The organism is Streptomyces sp. NPDC005483, assembly GCF_040606035.1.
GTDB lineage: Bacteria > Actinomycetota > Actinomycetes > Streptomycetales > Streptomycetaceae > Streptomyces.
The window spans coordinates 90,114-103,988 of record NZ_JBEXEA010000012.1 but is presented as its reverse complement, the minus strand read 5'-3'; the positions used below and the strand labels follow the sequence as shown (position 1 = coordinate 103,988).

At 73.5% G+C, this 13,875-nt stretch carries 13 protein-coding genes; 6 read left to right on the top strand and 7 right to left on the bottom strand.

Annotated elements, in window-relative coordinates:
- Positions 1–34: 34 nt before the first annotated feature.
- Positions 35–922, bottom strand: a complete 888-nt coding sequence (locus ABZT06_RS23625) for a MurR/RpiR family transcriptional regulator (protein WP_355744143.1) — start codon at positions 920–922, stop codon at positions 35–37.
- A gap of 54 nt (positions 923–976) precedes the next feature.
- Here ABZT06_RS23625 and ABZT06_RS23620 point away from each other — a divergent pair, with 54 nt between their 5' ends.
- Complete coding sequence (locus tag ABZT06_RS23620; protein ID WP_355744140.1) at positions 977–1,360, top strand: hypothetical protein; 384 nt, start codon at positions 977–979, stop codon at positions 1,358–1,360.
- Positions 1,357–1,617: a DUF4031 domain-containing protein gene (locus ABZT06_RS23615; protein WP_355744138.1), complete on the top strand. Its 261-nt coding sequence runs from the start codon at positions 1,357–1,359 to the stop codon at positions 1,615–1,617. Before ABZT06_RS23620 ends, ABZT06_RS23615 begins: the two co-directional genes overlap by 4 nt.
- A 3-nt stretch (positions 1,618–1,620) precedes the next feature.
- Here ABZT06_RS23615 and ABZT06_RS23610 read toward each other — a convergent pair whose 3' ends face one another.
- Together ABZT06_RS23610 and ABZT06_RS23605 are read right to left on the bottom strand one after the other, a co-directional pair.
- On the bottom strand, positions 1,621–2,727 hold the full coding sequence (locus ABZT06_RS23610) for a GNAT family N-acetyltransferase (protein WP_355744638.1): 1,107 nt from the start codon (positions 2,725–2,727) through the stop codon (positions 1,621–1,623).
- Positions 2,728–2,762: 35 nt separating this feature from the next.
- Positions 2,763–3,407 carry a hypothetical protein gene (locus tag ABZT06_RS23605; RefSeq protein WP_355744135.1) on the bottom strand — a complete coding sequence of 215 codons (645 nt, stop codon included), beginning with the start codon at positions 3,405–3,407 and terminating at the stop codon, positions 2,763–2,765.
- Positions 3,408–3,582: 175 nt separating this feature from the next.
- On the opposite strand from ABZT06_RS23605, the gene ABZT06_RS23600 reads away from it, so the two are divergent.
- Positions 3,583–4,281, top strand: a complete 699-nt coding sequence (locus tag ABZT06_RS23600; protein ID WP_355744132.1) for a copper homeostasis protein CutC — start codon at positions 3,583–3,585, stop codon at positions 4,279–4,281.
- On the opposite strand, the gene ABZT06_RS23595 is transcribed toward ABZT06_RS23600, so the two are convergent.
- Together ABZT06_RS23595 and ABZT06_RS23590 are read right to left on the bottom strand one after the other, a co-directional pair.
- Positions 4,278–4,853 carry a hypothetical protein gene (locus tag ABZT06_RS23595; RefSeq protein WP_355744130.1) on the bottom strand — a complete coding sequence of 192 codons (576 nt, stop codon included), beginning with the start codon at positions 4,851–4,853 and terminating at the stop codon, positions 4,278–4,280. The genes ABZT06_RS23600 and ABZT06_RS23595 overlap by 4 nt on opposite strands.
- Before the next feature lie 276 nt (positions 4,854–5,129).
- Positions 5,130–7,115: a UvrD-helicase domain-containing protein gene (locus tag ABZT06_RS23590; RefSeq protein ID WP_355744635.1), complete on the bottom strand. Its 1,986-nt coding sequence runs from the start codon at positions 7,113–7,115 to the stop codon at positions 5,130–5,132.
- A 409-nt stretch (positions 7,116–7,524) separates the two neighbouring features.
- On the opposite strand from ABZT06_RS23590, the gene ABZT06_RS23585 reads away from it, so the two are divergent.
- Positions 7,525–7,707 (top strand): hypothetical protein, encoded by a 183-nt coding sequence (locus tag ABZT06_RS23585; protein WP_355744127.1) that lies wholly within the window; start codon positions 7,525–7,527, stop codon positions 7,705–7,707.
- Positions 7,708–7,722: 15 nt separating this feature from the next.
- Here ABZT06_RS23585 and ABZT06_RS23580 read toward each other — a convergent pair whose 3' ends face one another.
- A complete protein-coding gene (locus tag ABZT06_RS23580; protein WP_355744124.1) occupies positions 7,723–9,369 on the bottom strand; it encodes a DNA repair helicase XPB in 1,647 nt (548 codons plus the stop codon).
- A gap of 160 nt (positions 9,370–9,529) precedes the next feature.
- On the opposite strand from ABZT06_RS23580, the gene ABZT06_RS23575 reads away from it, so the two are divergent.
- Positions 9,530–10,075, top strand: coding sequence for a hypothetical protein (locus tag ABZT06_RS23575; RefSeq protein ID WP_355744121.1), 546 nt, complete (start codon positions 9,530–9,532; stop codon positions 10,073–10,075).
- A gap of 25 nt (positions 10,076–10,100) precedes the next feature.
- Here ABZT06_RS23575 and ABZT06_RS23570 read toward each other — a convergent pair whose 3' ends face one another.
- Positions 10,101–12,647, bottom strand: a complete 2,547-nt coding sequence (locus tag ABZT06_RS23570) for a helicase C-terminal domain-containing protein (protein WP_355744118.1) — start codon at positions 12,645–12,647, stop codon at positions 10,101–10,103.
- A gap of 156 nt (positions 12,648–12,803) precedes the next feature.
- Between ABZT06_RS23570 and ABZT06_RS23565 the strand changes: the two genes are divergently transcribed.
- Complete coding sequence (locus ABZT06_RS23565) at positions 12,804–13,850, top strand: hypothetical protein (RefSeq protein ID WP_355744115.1); 1,047 nt, start codon at positions 12,804–12,806, stop codon at positions 13,848–13,850.
- The last annotated feature ends 25 nt before the right edge of the window (positions 13,851–13,875 follow it).

Sequence of the window (13,875 nt, the reverse complement as noted above, 5' to 3'; positions counted from 1 at the left end):
ACCGGGTGACTCGTCTCTACCGGGTGTCTCGTCCCTACCTGCGGTGCCGATGCGCCAGCGCCTCGTAGGACGCGGCCAGCGCGGGCGCCGCCGTCTCGTACGTCCGTTGCGCCACCCCCACGAACAGACAGTCCACCACCAGCAGCTGGCTGGTCCGCGACGACATCGCCGCGGGCCGCAGCTCGCTCTCCCGGGCCGTGGACGTCGTCAGCACCTGGTCGGCGTACTGCGTCACCGGCCCGTTCGGCCGTCCGGTGATGGCCACCGTGGTGGCCCCGTGCTCGAACGCGACCCGCAACGGCTCGATGACGTCACCGGTCGCACCCGAGTGCGTGATCGCGATCGCCACGTCCCCGGCCCGCAGCTGCACCGCGTTCGTCACGGCCAGGTGCGGATCGCTGTGCGCCTGCGCTATCAGCCCTATCCGCAGCAGCTTCTGCGTGAGGTCCTGCGCGACGAGACCGGAGGCCCCCACCCCGTACACGTCGATCCGCCGTGCCGAGGCCGTCGCGGCGACCGCCGCCCCCAGCTGCACGGTGTCCAGCCCGGCCGCCGTGTCCGCGAGGGTCTGCTGCTCGTCGTAGGCGAGCTTGGCGACCACGTCCGCGATCGGATCGTCCACCGCGATGTCCGTGGTGATCGCCGGCGCCCGCCCGGACTGCTGCTGCGCGGCCAGCCCGGCGAGGGCGAGCCGCAGGTCGCGGTATCCGGGGTACCCCAGCAGCCGGGCCGTCCGCACGACCGTCGCCTCGCTCGTCCCGGTCAGTTCGGCGAGGCCCGTGACGGTGAGCGCCGCGCACCCCGCGGGGTCGGCGGCCACGGCCTCGGCGACCCGGTGCATGGAGCGCGTCATGGACGGACCCAGCGTGCGCACCTTCGCGGCGAGAGCGCTGCCGAAAATTTCCTTCACTTCCTGGGGCACGAATGAAAGATATTTTCGGCTCGGTTCGTGGTCAAGTGCCCGCACAATGGCTCCATGGAGTCCATCGGTCCACTTGAGCAGTCCCTGCACACGGCACGCGCCCTCGTACTCACCGACCTGGCCGCGAGCCAGGTCGCCGCCGCGGACGTGGTGTCGATGGTCGAGGATTCCGTCGTACAGCGGCGCTGGTGGGTGGAGCAGTGGCCCGAGGGCGCGGAGTTCGTGGCGGGCCTGATCGCCCAGGACGTCCAGGACGCCCTCCTCGAGCGTTACGGCCGCTGGCCCCTGTGCCCGGTGTGCGGCTCCGGTGACCCGCACGCGCTGGAGGTCGAGCCCGAGCTGGGCCCCGATCCGCACTGGGTGTGCCACCAGGCGGGCGTGAAGGTCGCGCCGATCGGCTCGCTCGGGAACGCGATGGGCGGGGACTTCTCCTCGTGACCGTCTACATCGACCCACCCACCTGGCCGGGCCACGGCCGCATGTGGTCCCACCTGATCAGCGACGTCTCCTTCGACGAACTGCACGCGTTCGCCCAGGAGCTGGGGGTGCCCCCGCGGGCCTTCGAGCGGGACCACTACGACATTCCCTCGCACCGGTACGCCGACGTGGTCGCGGCGGGCGCGGTGGAGGTGAGCAGCCGGGAGGTCGTGCGGCTGCTCACGGGGGCGGGGTTGCGGCGACCCAAGGGCCGCTGACCGCTAACCGGTTCGGCCGGGAAGGACGTACATCCACAGCCCCGGTTCCGCCTCCCCGTACGCGTGCTCCTCCTCCACGGTCGCCCGCGCGAACCCGGCCCGCGCGACCACGCGTTGGGAGGCGGCGTTGTCGGGCTCGATGGTGGCGCAGAGGCCGCGCACGTCGTCGCGGGCCAGCGCCCAGTCGCTCAGTGCGCGCAGGGCCTCCGTGGCGTAGCCCTGGCCGCGGGCGCTCTCGGCGAGGTCGTAGCCGACCTCCGCGCGGCCGTCCTCGTCGGGGGCGCCGTGGAAACCCATGCCGCCGATCGCACGGCCGTCCTCCCGCCGTACCAGGACGAAGAGGCCGAACTCCGGGCGGTGCACCCCGGCCTCGTATGCCTTGATGGTCATGCCGGCGGCCTCGCGGGTGCCCTCGAAGGGGCCGTCCTCGACCCACTCGAAGTCGCCGTCGCCGCCCGCGGCCAGTTCGGCGGCGGACGCGGGCGTGACGCCCTGGAGGGTCAGGCGCTCGGTGGGCAGGACGAGGTTGTTGCTCCAGCGCCACCCGGTGCGCGGCGCGCGGCCGGGCAGGTCACCGCGGCCGGTGGCCCACAGGAGGGTGCGCCAGGGGTCGGGGCCCGGCTGGACGTCGGGGAAGATCCGGGTCAGTACGTACTCGGGGAGCCGGGCGGGCGGTTCGTACGCCAGGTCCAGGCCGTCCGCGATGTCGTACGTGTGCAGCAGCACCTCGGCGACGCCCATCGCGGCGAAGCCCACGCGGTTCGCGCTGCGGAAGGGATACGGGTGGTAGGCGCGGACCTCGCGCGGGGTGGTGCGGAGCGTCGCCGCGAGCAGCGTGCCGGCCGTCTCGATGACCTGGAGGGCGCCCTCGGCGTCCGTGTCGTCCTCCAGGAAGATCTCGAAGGGGACCCACTTCTCCTGTGCCCGGCCCGCCAACTGCCCGGCATACGCGATCAGATCGCCCGCGATGTGCTCGGCCGTCTTCAGACAGCTCCACTCCACCCGGCCGGCCGGCACCCCGGCCCAGTCCCGGTCCACCGCCGTCCGCAGCGCCGCCACCGCGTCCGCGACGGCCTCCGTCAGCCGTTCCGCGCCCAGGTCTTCGCCCATGTCAGCCATGCGGGCAGGCTATGGCGCCGGGGGCTTCAGAGCGACAGCATTTCCAGCTCCGAGGTGAGGTTGTAACGGGCCGTGGCCTCCCACTCCCGCTCCCCGTACGGCGTCCTGAACAGCCGGGGCAGATCGAGCAGTTGGCGCAGGATCGCGGACCGGCCCTCGCGGAAGGCGTCGCTCGGGACGAAGCCGTACTCCTCGCGGACGGCGGCCGTGTAGGCGGCGTACGCGGAGGGCGGGGCCGCGAGGATCGCGAGATCGGCGTCGCACAGGACCTGGCCGTCGCGGTCGTCGTCGGCGGGGTCGTGGGTGGTGGTGAGCCGGACCAGGCGGGCGACCTCGGCCGTCGCGGCCGCCGGGACTCCGGCTTCGGCGAGGGCGCGTTCGGCCAGACGGGCGGAGCGTTCCTCGTTCTCCGAGCGGTCCGGGAGGTAGACCGCGTCGTGGAACCAGGCCGCGAGCCGGACCAGGTGCGGGGCGTGCGCGTACTCCTCCAGGACGTCGATGTGGTCGAGGACCGCCGTCAGGTGGTGGACGGTGTGGTACCGCCGCTGCGGCTCCTGCCAGCGGACGAGGAGGCTGTCGGCGTACGGCGCCGGGTCGGGGCCGTCCGTCCCCGGGCGGGCGCCCTCCAGTGCACGGGCGAAACGGTCGCGGAGGTCGTCGAGATCGGCCATGGCCTCATTGTCCCGCGTGCCACCCCCTGGGGCGGGCGTACGAGCTCGCGGGGGTGGAGGCCAAGGAGCTGAACATCTTCGGCTGAGACGCGCCGGTGAGGCCGACCCCGCGGCGGCGTATTCTTGAATTGGACTAGACCTGTAGCCGCCCGAGACCGTCGACGAATGGGGTCCCATGAGCAAGCGTGCAGTCCTGGAGGTGATCGCCCTCGACACCGAGGACGCGATCGCCGCCCAGGCCGGAGGCGCGGACCGGCTGGAACTGGTGACCGACATGGCGGCGGACGGTCTGACGCCGACGGTCGCCACGGTCACCGCGATCCGGGCCGCCGTGGACATCTCCGTGCGGGTGATGCTGCGGTTGTCGGACGGGTTCGCCGCGGGCGAGGTCGCGCAGGTGGCCCGTGCGGCCCGGGAGCTGCGGGCCGCCGGGGCCGACGAGTTCGTGCTGGGGTTCCTGGACGCGGGCGGTGAGGTGGATCTGGGGGCCGTGGAGCGGGTGGTGGCGGCGCTGGACGGCTGCCGCTGGACCTTCCACCGGGCGATCGACCACGCCGCCGACCGGGACGCCCTGCGCAAGCAGCTGGCCGATCTTCCGGGGCTGGACACCTACCTCACGGCGGGCTCGGCGGCCGGGGTCGACGAGGGGCTTCCCGTGCTGCTCGCGGAGGCGGCGCGGGTGGGGGAGCCGGGGTACGAGCAGCAGCTCCTGGTGGGTGGCGGCCTGCGGCTGGAGCACGTACCGGGGCTCCGGGCGGCCGGGATCGACGCCTTCCACATCGGCGGGGCGGCGAGGCCGGACGGGTGGGAGTCGCCGGTGTCGGCGGAGGCCGTGCGGGAGTGGCGGCGGGTGGTCGACGAGGTGCGCGACTAGCCCTTCAGCGGCCGCAGGCACAGGGCCGTGTTGCCGTCCTCGCTGTACTCGAGGTAGGCGTAGTAGTCGCCGGACTCGCACGACACGGCCGGCTCGTAGACGCGGTACTGCGCGACGGAGGAGTCACAGGCCTCGGGCCTGAGTTCCTGTTCCGGCCAGGTGGCGTCGTTGCGGGCGCAGGAACCGGACGTCAGGGTCGGGGTGTCGGCATCGCGGGCACCGGCGCCGGCACTGTCGTCCCCTGGTCCGACGATCAGCCCGATGACAAGAAGCGCGGTGAACGCGAACACCGCCAGGCCCAGCAGTCCCACCGGCATCAGCGCCAGGATGCCCGCCGGCCGCTTGAACACCGGCTTGCCGGGGTCCAGCGGCGGCCGGAACCCCGGCGCGACCGGCTCGGGAATGCGCTTGATGCCGGACAGCGCGCCGAGGTTGGTCAGCAGGGTGAAGGGCGTGATCAGCACCGACAGCGGCCCCCACCAGCCCAGCACCATCGTGTCCGCCTGCATGTCCCGGAAGCTCGCCAGCGCACAGGTGCGGCAGAACACGCCCTCCCGCCGCAGAAACCGCATGATCACCAGCATCCCCTGATGGCCCCGGACCGTCACCGGGGCGGCGGGGGCCGCTCCACAGATCTGGCAGGCGGCAGTCGGCGGGTAGGGGCCCGAAGCCTGCGAGTACGGCCCGGGAGCCGGCTGGTACTGGTACGGGCCCGGAGCCGGAGTCTGCTGATACGGCCCCGAAGGCGGAGGGTAGGACCCCGAAGTCGGCTGGTACGCGGGGTGCGAGGGCGGCGGCGTGCTCAACGGGGGCCTCTCCGGGGGGACATGTCGGAACGGAGCAGCACCTTACTCGGCGAGCGCCGCGGGCAGCGGTGCCGCGTGCGTCACGATCAGGCCCGACACCGCTCGGGTCAGGGCCACGTACAGCCGGCGCAGCCCGGTCCGTTCGTCCGGTTCGCCGTCCACCACCGCCTGGGGCTCGTCCAGGACGACGTAGTCGTACTCGAGACCCTTGGCGAGGGACGCCGGGACCAGGGTCAGCCGGGCCTCGGCCGTGGTCTCCTCACCCGGGGCGAGATACGGGATCCCTGCCGCCGTCAGCGCCTCCGCGAGGGCCGGTACCCGCGCGTCCGCCGCGATCAGGCCGGTCGAGCCCTCGTTGCGCAGCAACTCCTCGCAGGCGGCGACCACTTCGGCCGTACCGGAGGTCTCGCCCGAGGTCTGGCGCAGGTCGAAGAACCCCGGGTTCTCACGGACCGACGCGACCGGCGTCAGGCCCGGCGCGATGTGCGGCAGGAGCCGGGAGGCGTAGGTGATGACGTCCGTCGGCACACGGAAACCGGCCGTCAGCTCCTCGATCACCCCGTCGGACTTGCCGAGGTGGACCAGCGCCTCGTCCCAACTCCGCGTCGCCCACGGCGTGGTGCCCTGCGCGAGGTCGCCGAGCACGGTCGCCGAACCGGTCGAGCAGCGGCGGCCGACCGCGCGGTACTGCATGGGGGACAGGTCCTGCGCCTCGTCGAGCACCACATGCCCGAGCGAGTGCGTGCGCTCCACGAGGTCCGTCGCCTCGTCGATCAACACCGCGTCCGCGGAAGACCACTTGGCCGACTTCACCGACCGCACCGGCTTCGCCCACAGGATCGTCTTCTGCTCGTCCTCGTCGAGGATCCCCTCCGCGTGTTCGGCGAGGAAGTCCGCGTCCGTCAGCAGACGGAGCACCAGTTTCGCCGGATCCACCGGCGGCCAGATCGCCTTCACCGCCGCCCTCACCGCCGGGTTGCGGGCCACCGCGTCCTGCACCCGGTCGTCCGGAGCCTCCCCGGACCGCTCCATCTGCACCAGCACGGCGTGCGCGATGCGCTGCGGGAGCGCCTCGCGGGCGGCGCCGTAGCGGATACCCCGGTCGAGCAACTCCCTGACGATCTCCTCGACCTCGTACGCCGGGACCCGCCACCTGCGTGACCCGCGGACGACCATCACCGGCTCGGCGGGCATGGTCACGTGGGAGTAGACGGCCCGCCTGAGCACCTCCGCCATCCTCGCGTCGCCCTTGAGGACGGCGGCGGGTGCCTCGTCGGTGCCGCGCACCTCCAGGCCCGCGGCCACCAGGTCGTCGACGGTGGCCTGCTTCACCGTCAACTCGCCCAGCGCGGGCAGCACCTGCTCGATGTAGTGCAGGAAGGACCGGTTCGGTCCGATGACCAGCGTCCCGGTGCGGGCGAGCCGCTCCCGGTGGGCGTAGAGGAGGTACGCGACCCGGTGCAGGCCCACGGCGGTCTTCCCGGTGCCGGGGCCTCCCTGCACGCAGACCGTGCCGCCGAGCCCGGACCGTACGATCTCGTCCTGCTCGGGCTGGATCGTCGCCACGATGTCGCGCATCGGGCCGACGCGCGGGCGCTCGATCTCCTGCTGGAGCAACTTGCTGGTGGCCGCAGACGGCTCTGTCGGGTCGGAGAGGTGCTCGTCCTCGTAGGCCGTGATGTCCCCGCGGGTGTACCCGAAACGGCGGCGCAGCCCGACGTCCATCGGGTCCTTCTTGGACGCCCGGTAGAACGGCTGCGAGACCGGCGCCCGCCAGTCGATCACCATCGGGTCGCCGTCGTGGTCGTGGACGTGCCGGCGCCCGATGTAGAAGCGCTCTCCCTCCGCGCCCTCGGCCCGGTCGGCGCCGGGGGAGTGCAGGTAGTCGAGGCGGCCGAAGAACAGCGGGGTGTCGCTGAGGTCCGCCAGCGCCTTGATGCGCTCGTCGATCTGGCGGGCCAGGACCTCGGCGTTGACCCAGTTCGCGGTGACGTCCTTGATGTCCAGCGACTCGACGTCCTCACGCATCGCGCGCAGTGCGGCGCGGGAACCGGCGAGGTGGGAGCGTTCGCGGGCGAGGGGGTCGTCGATGGGGGCGGGCAGGGCAGACAAGGGGGTGCCTCCGAAGGTGCTGCGGGGTGGTGGCTGCCGGGTGGGTGGCAGCGAGGTGCCGACCGGTTTCCGTCCGGGCGGCGGCACTCCGGGAGGGAGGCGGGCAGGAGCGGAGATCCTAGAGCAGGGCCTCGGCAGGGCGCCAACCGTTTTTCCGCCCCCTCCGCCCCCTCCGCCCCTCCGACTCCTCGCGCCCCGCGTCCCCTAGGGGGTCACCCCTCCACCCGCTAGGGGAGGCTCCACCCCCAGGGTGTACCCAGGTAGCACAAGAAGTGGCTACCTGGGACCGATGCCCTCCTTATGCCTCGAAAGCCACTATGGAGGCATGAGCGCAGCGACCTTCACCCCAGCACCCGGTCGCCCGTCCGGGGCGACTCCCCTCTCAGGTACCCACAGCCCCCACCGCCTGGGCAACGCCCTCCGCGCGGTCCGCGTCTTCGCCGGCGCCGCCTTCGACGTCGTCATACTCGGCGAGTACGGCGAGGAGGCCGGCGTCCGCCGCCGCTGAGCACGGGGCGACGGATCAGGCCCCGTCCGCCAGCAGCTCGTCCGCGTCCACGATCCGGTAGGCGTACCCCTGTTCCGCCAGGAAGCGCTGGCGGTGCGCGGCGAAGTCCTGGTCGATGGTGTCCCGGGCGACCACGGAGTAGAAGTGGGCCTGGTGACCGTCCGCCTTCGGGCGCAGGACCCGCCCGAGCCGCTGGGCCTCCTCCTGGCGGGAGCCGAAGGTGCCCGAGACCTGGATGGCGACCGTCGCCTCCGGCAGGTCGATGGAGAAGTTCGCCACCTTCGACACCACGAGCACGCTGATCTCGCCCTCCCGGAAGGCGTCGAAGAGCTTCTCCCGCTGGGCGTTGGAGGTCTCGCCCTTGATGACGGGGGCGTTCAGGTGCTCACCGAGTTCGTCGAGCTGGTCGATGTACTGGCCGATCACCAGGATCTGCTGCCCCGCGAAGCGCTTGACGAGCGCCTCCGTGACCTTCCGCTTCGTCGCGGTCGTGGCACAGAAGCGGTACTTCTCCTCCTGCTCGGCCGTGGCGTAGGCGAGCCGCTCGGAGTCGGTCAGGTTCACCCGTACCTCGACACAGTCGGCCGGCGCGATGTAGCCCTGCGCCTCGATCTCCTTCCACGGCGCGTCGAACCGCTTGGGCCCGATCAGCGAGAAGACGTCTGACTCCCGCCCGTCCTCCCGGACCAGGGTCGCCGTCAGCCCGAGTCGGCGCCGGGCCTGGAGGTCGGCGGTGAACTTGAAGACGGGCGCCGGAAGCAGGTGCACCTCGTCGTAGACGATGAGCCCCCAGTCCCGTGAGTCGAAGAGCTCCAGGTGCGGGTAGACGCCCTTCCGCCGGGTCGTCAGCACCTGGTAGGTGGCGATGGTGACGGGCCGGATCTCCTTCCGCGTCCCGCTGTACTCGCCGATCTCCTCCTCCGTCAGCGAGGTCCGCTTCACCAGCTCGTGCTTCCACTGCCGGGCCGAGACGGTGTTGGTGACGAGGATGAGCGTGGTCGCCTTGGCCTGCGCCATGGACCCGGCGCCGACCAGGGTCTTCCCTGCGCCGCAGGGCAGCACCACGACCCCGCTGCCGCCGTGCCAGAAGTTCTCCACGGCCTGCTTCTGGTAGGGCCTGAGCGCCCACCCGTCCTCGGCCAGCTCGATCGGATGCGCCTCGCCGTCCACGTACCCGGCCAGGTCCTCGGCGGGCCAGCCCAGCTTCAGCAGCGTCTGCTTGATCTGCCCGCGCTCGGAGGGGTGCACGGCCACGGTGTCCGGATCGAGCCGCGCCCCGACCAGCGGGATGATCCGCTTCGAGCGCAGGATCTCCTCGAGGACCGGCCGGTCGGTGGTGGTGAGCACGAGCCCGTGGACGGGGTGCTTGCTGAGCGTGAGCCGCCCGTACCGGTCCATCGTCTCGGCGACATCGACGAGCAGGGCGTGCGGCACCGGATACCGGCTGTACTGCACCAGCGCGTCGACCACCTGCTCGGCGTCGTGCCCGGCGGCCCGCGCGTTCCACAGGCCCAGCGGTGTCAGCCGGTAGGTGTGGATGTGCTCGGGCGCCCGCTCCAGTTCGGCGAACGGCGCGATGGCCCGACGGCACTCGTCGGCCTGCTCGTGGTCGACCTCGAGCAGCAGGGTCTTGTCGGACTGGACGATGAGAGGACCGTTCACGTACATGCATCCTTCCGCACGGGCCAAACGTCCAGTGTGCCTCAACCAGGGACGATCAAGGGAGGCCGAGGGAGGCCGAGGACGGCCGAAGAGGTCTCCCGGGGCAACCCCGGCCCCCGCTCGTGTGTCTTGACTGGCGGGAACGGGGCGGGGAGGACACATGGGGATGTCTGCGGGCGGCTGGGCGGTCGGCGGGGGCGCCGTCGTGGTGCTGGTGGCGACCGGTGCCTGGGCGGTGCGGCCGGTGGGCGCCGACACCCACCTGTGGAACCAGGTGCGGCCGGTCATCGAGGCGCGGCTCGTGGACCAGTCGCGCGGCGCCGGGTACGGGGAGAGCGAGCCCGGACTCGCCGCGCGGTGGTTCTGCCGGGCGCAGGAGGTGGACCTCGAGGAGCGGGACGGACTCGTGCGGGCCGGTGTCAGCACGTTGTGCCTGGAGTACGGGGTGCGCGCGGGGCGCCTGGTGGAGTGCGGCGGCGCCGAGGTGCCGCAGGTGCTGCGGCTGCGGCGGGAGGCCGACGGCGACTACGTGGTCGTGTCGCAGGAGGAGCCGCCCGACGGTGCGGGCGGCGCGGAGTGGCTGACGTCCCACTTCGGGCACGCCACCACCGCCGCGTTCGACGACGCCGTGCCGTCGACCACCCTGGAGTCCGCGGCCCGGACCCACTTCGGCCTGCCCGCGGACTCCCCGGTCACGGAGTGCTGACGCGGACCCGGGCTGTCCAAGAGGACTACTCCTCCGCCAGCTCCGCCACCCCGGTCACCCGGTGCAGCGGATACGTGCGGACCTCGTCCGCCGTGTGGTCGTACGCCGTCACGAAGCCGCCCTCGACGCGGACGGGGGCGATGACGCGCTGGCTCGCGGCGCCCTCGGCGTTGACGTAGCCGATCCACAGGGCCTCGCCGGTGAGGACGGCGGCCTGCATGGTGGCGAGGGTCTCGGCGGAACTGGTGCGGGGGAGTTCGCCGGTGGTGGGCAGGGACCGGTCGGTCTGTCTGCGGGGGGTCGTCGAGGCCAGGTCACCGGCCCTGATGGCCCGGATCGCGGCCGACAGGAGGGTCGCGTCGGGGATCGGGGGGCCGTCCGGGACGGGCTCCGGGGCCGTGCGCGGCGGGGTGCGGTGGGCGTGGGCGCGGGTGATCAGGACATCGCCCTCCGCGGACTCGGCGGCCGGGGCGAAGCCCATCGCGCGCAGGCCCTCCAGCAGGGCCGCCGGGTCGGCCTGCGCGGCCAGCACGGTGGGGGCCAGACGGCGCAGCCGCAGGCCCGCGGCACGCTTGTCGGCGAGGATCTCGTTGAGCACGGCGTCGTCGTCGCAGCGGACGTACGCGGAGGCCGCGCCCACCCGCAGGTGGCCGTGTCTGCGCGCCACGTCGTCGATCAGGTACGTCAGCGGCTGCGGCACCGGCGTGCGCGCGTGCGCGGCGAGGAAGGCGTGCAGGTCGGAGGCGGACTGGCCGGCGTCCAGGGCCCGGCGTACCGAGGCGGGGGTGAAGCGGTAGACCGTCGCCCCGCCCTTCGACTCCACGTCGGCCAGCACGTCCAGCACCTCGGCCAGCGACCGCTGCAGGGGACCGGGGGCCACCGCCGTCAGGTCGGCCTGGAGCAGCACGTGGTCGAGCGGCTCGGGCAGGAGCGGCGCGAGGAGCCGGACGGCCGCGGCGGACGCGGTGGCCTGCTCGGCCGGGGAGAGGGGTTCCGTGACGGCGGGGCCCTGCTGCACGGGATCGACGGGGGAGCGGTGGTGCACGGGAAGCTTGTCGCCGGGGCCCTCCGGCGCCTTGACCGGCGTCCTCGGCGCGGCCGCGCCCAGCAACGCCCGCCCGTGCCCCGACAGCGCCCCCCGCCCCGTCACGCCCAGCAGCTCCGCCTCCGCCAACGTCCACTCGGCGAGCCGGGACCGCAGATCGTCCTCGCGCTGCGGCCCCCGCAGCGGACGCTCCCACCGCAGCCGGGCCAGCACCGACTCCCTCGACGGCGCCGCCCCCTCCGGCAGCCCCGCCAGCAGCGTCAGCACCCGGTGCCGTACCTCCGGCGCCGCGCTGCGGTCGAGCCCAGGGCCCAGCGTCGACAGCGTGCGGTCCTTCGCGTCCCGGCCGCCCACCAGGCCGGACACCCGCGTCGCCGTCAGCCACGCCTCCGCCAGGCGGGCCCAGCGCTGCGCGGGCGGCTGCTCCAGCCACTCGTCGAGGGCCGGGGTCGCCGCGTACCGCTCGTCCGCCTCGCCGTCGGAGGCCAGCAGGCCCGCCGCGTACGCCAGCTCGACCCAGAACGCGGCCACCGGCTCGGCCACGTCCAGGGCGACGGCCGTGCGCTTGAGGTCGCGCACGCTCAGGCCGCCCGCCCGCAGCACCGCGGGCCCGCCCTCGTCCCAGTCCTTCAGCAGCTCCTCGACCGTGGCCAGCGCGGTGTACGCCTGCCCGGCCGCCGTCGCGTCCACCACCTGCGCCCGGTGCGTCGCCGCGGGCTCCACGGCCGGCGGCAGCGGCTCCACCTCCCGGTGTGCACGGCCGCCGCGCAGATGCAGGGCCACCTCCCGGGGGAGTACGACCGTCCCGGGCGCCGTCGGCACCAGCAGCCCCACATCCAGCAGACGGCGCAGATGGGCCGCCGGCTCGGCGGTGACCTGGCCGTAGGGCGGACCCCACACGAGCCGTGCGAGCACCTCCCGCGACTCCTCCGGGAGCCCCGCGAGCAGCGCCGACATCCGCTCGCGGTCGGTGAACAGGGCCGTGAGCGACGCCACCGCCGACACGGCGTCATGGGTCGAACCGAGCCCCGCCGCCGCGACGATGTCCTGGATACGCCCCGGCGACATCCCCGCCGTGGCCTCCTGCACGGTCGGCCCGAGCCCGGTCGGCGACGGATGCTGCGGCGAGGGCGCGAGCAGCTCACGGGCCGTGCGGACCAGCCGCAACCGGTCGTCGTCGCCCCACACCAGGGCCTGCTCCCGCAGGGTGCCCAGGGCACGCGGGAGCGCCGCCGAGACGACCGGGTCGCCGCCGTCGCCGGTCAGCAGCGCCAGCAGTTCGCCGTAGGACGCCGGGTCCGCCGCCACCGCCAGCGCCTCCGCCGTCCGGAGCGCGAAAAGGTCCAGCCGCTCCAGCGCCCGCACCACCGACGCCCGCGTCCCGGCCCGGGTCGCGAGCTGGGTGAGGTCGGTCGGCACGGGGGTGATGAGGTCGGGGCGGGCACGCAGAAGCGCGGCCAGGGAGACGTCGTCCCTGGCCCGGAGCGCTTCCGCGAGGGAGCGCGGCGGTACGGCCGGGTTGCTCATCCGACCAACGGTAGCGGGTGGCGGGCCGGGCCAGGGGCGATGTACCCCGCCCCCGCGGAACCGTCCCCGTCGGCACCGGGGCCCCTCCGATCGGCGGCTGCCTGCGCTAACGTCGTCGCACGGGGTATCCAACGCACCCGCCCCGGAGGGGACTTCGTGGGTATCGAGAGCGACCAGGTCGTCTACGAGTATCTGAGCCGCGTCGGCGATGTCGCGCAGCAGCGGCAGTTGCCGTCGTCCACCCGTATGCGGCTCGTCTCGGAACTGCGCAACGAGATCGACCGGCGGCGCGCCAAGGTCACCGTGGACTCGCCCGCCGCCGTCCGCCGGATCATCGCCAAGCTGGGCAGCCCCGACGAGGTGGTCACCGCCGCAGGGGGCACGGCGGGCAGCGCCCCGCAGGCGCCGGTCGTCGCCATGCCCGTACAGCGGGACCGGGAACCCGAGGAGACCGAGCGGCCCAAGGGGCTGCGCAAGGTCGTCCCCCGGCCGCGCCCCGGCACCCCGCCGCGGCCCGCCCCCGCCGGCGACCGCGACACGTCCCACGGGCCCCACCAGGCCGGCCTGGACGAACTCGGCGACAGCGCGGCGCAGCCCGACTGGTGGCGGGTCGACAGCAGCCCCTTCGGCGTCGGCGACAGCGTGCCCGGTTTCGTGGGCGGAGTGGAGATCCCGGAGCTGCTGAAGCCACCGCCGCCCAAGGAGGAGCAGAAACCCGAGCCCGTGCCCGCGCCCGCCGTGGAGCAGGCTCCGGTGGTGAAGGCCCGTACGGCCTGGTGGAGGCCCAGGACGGCCGCCAAGACCAAGGTCGCCGAGCCGGTCGTCGAGGCCGCCCCGGCCCGTCGGCGCCCGTTCTCCGGTCCCGGGAGCTGGAGCAACCCCCTTCTCCTCCTCGCCGCCGCCCTTCTCGTCGCCGGCGCCGTGCTCGGCAACCTGCTCGTCCTCATCGTCGGCTGGCTCATCGCGTGGGCCTCGCGCCGTCTGTCCGACGCCGAGACCAAATGGGCCGTCGTGTTCCTGCCCAGCCTCTCCCTCACCGCCGGGATCGTCTGGCTGTGGGGGCGCCACGAGGGCCGCTGGGGCGAGCCCATCGCCCAGGGCCACATGAACGACGCGGTCGCCGAGACCTGGCCATGGGTCGTGCGGGGGGCGGCCGTGGCATCGGCTCTGTTCCTGGTGTGGCGCTCGCAGCGGCAGCGGTAGGTCTGGTTTCGCAGGCGAAGGCCGG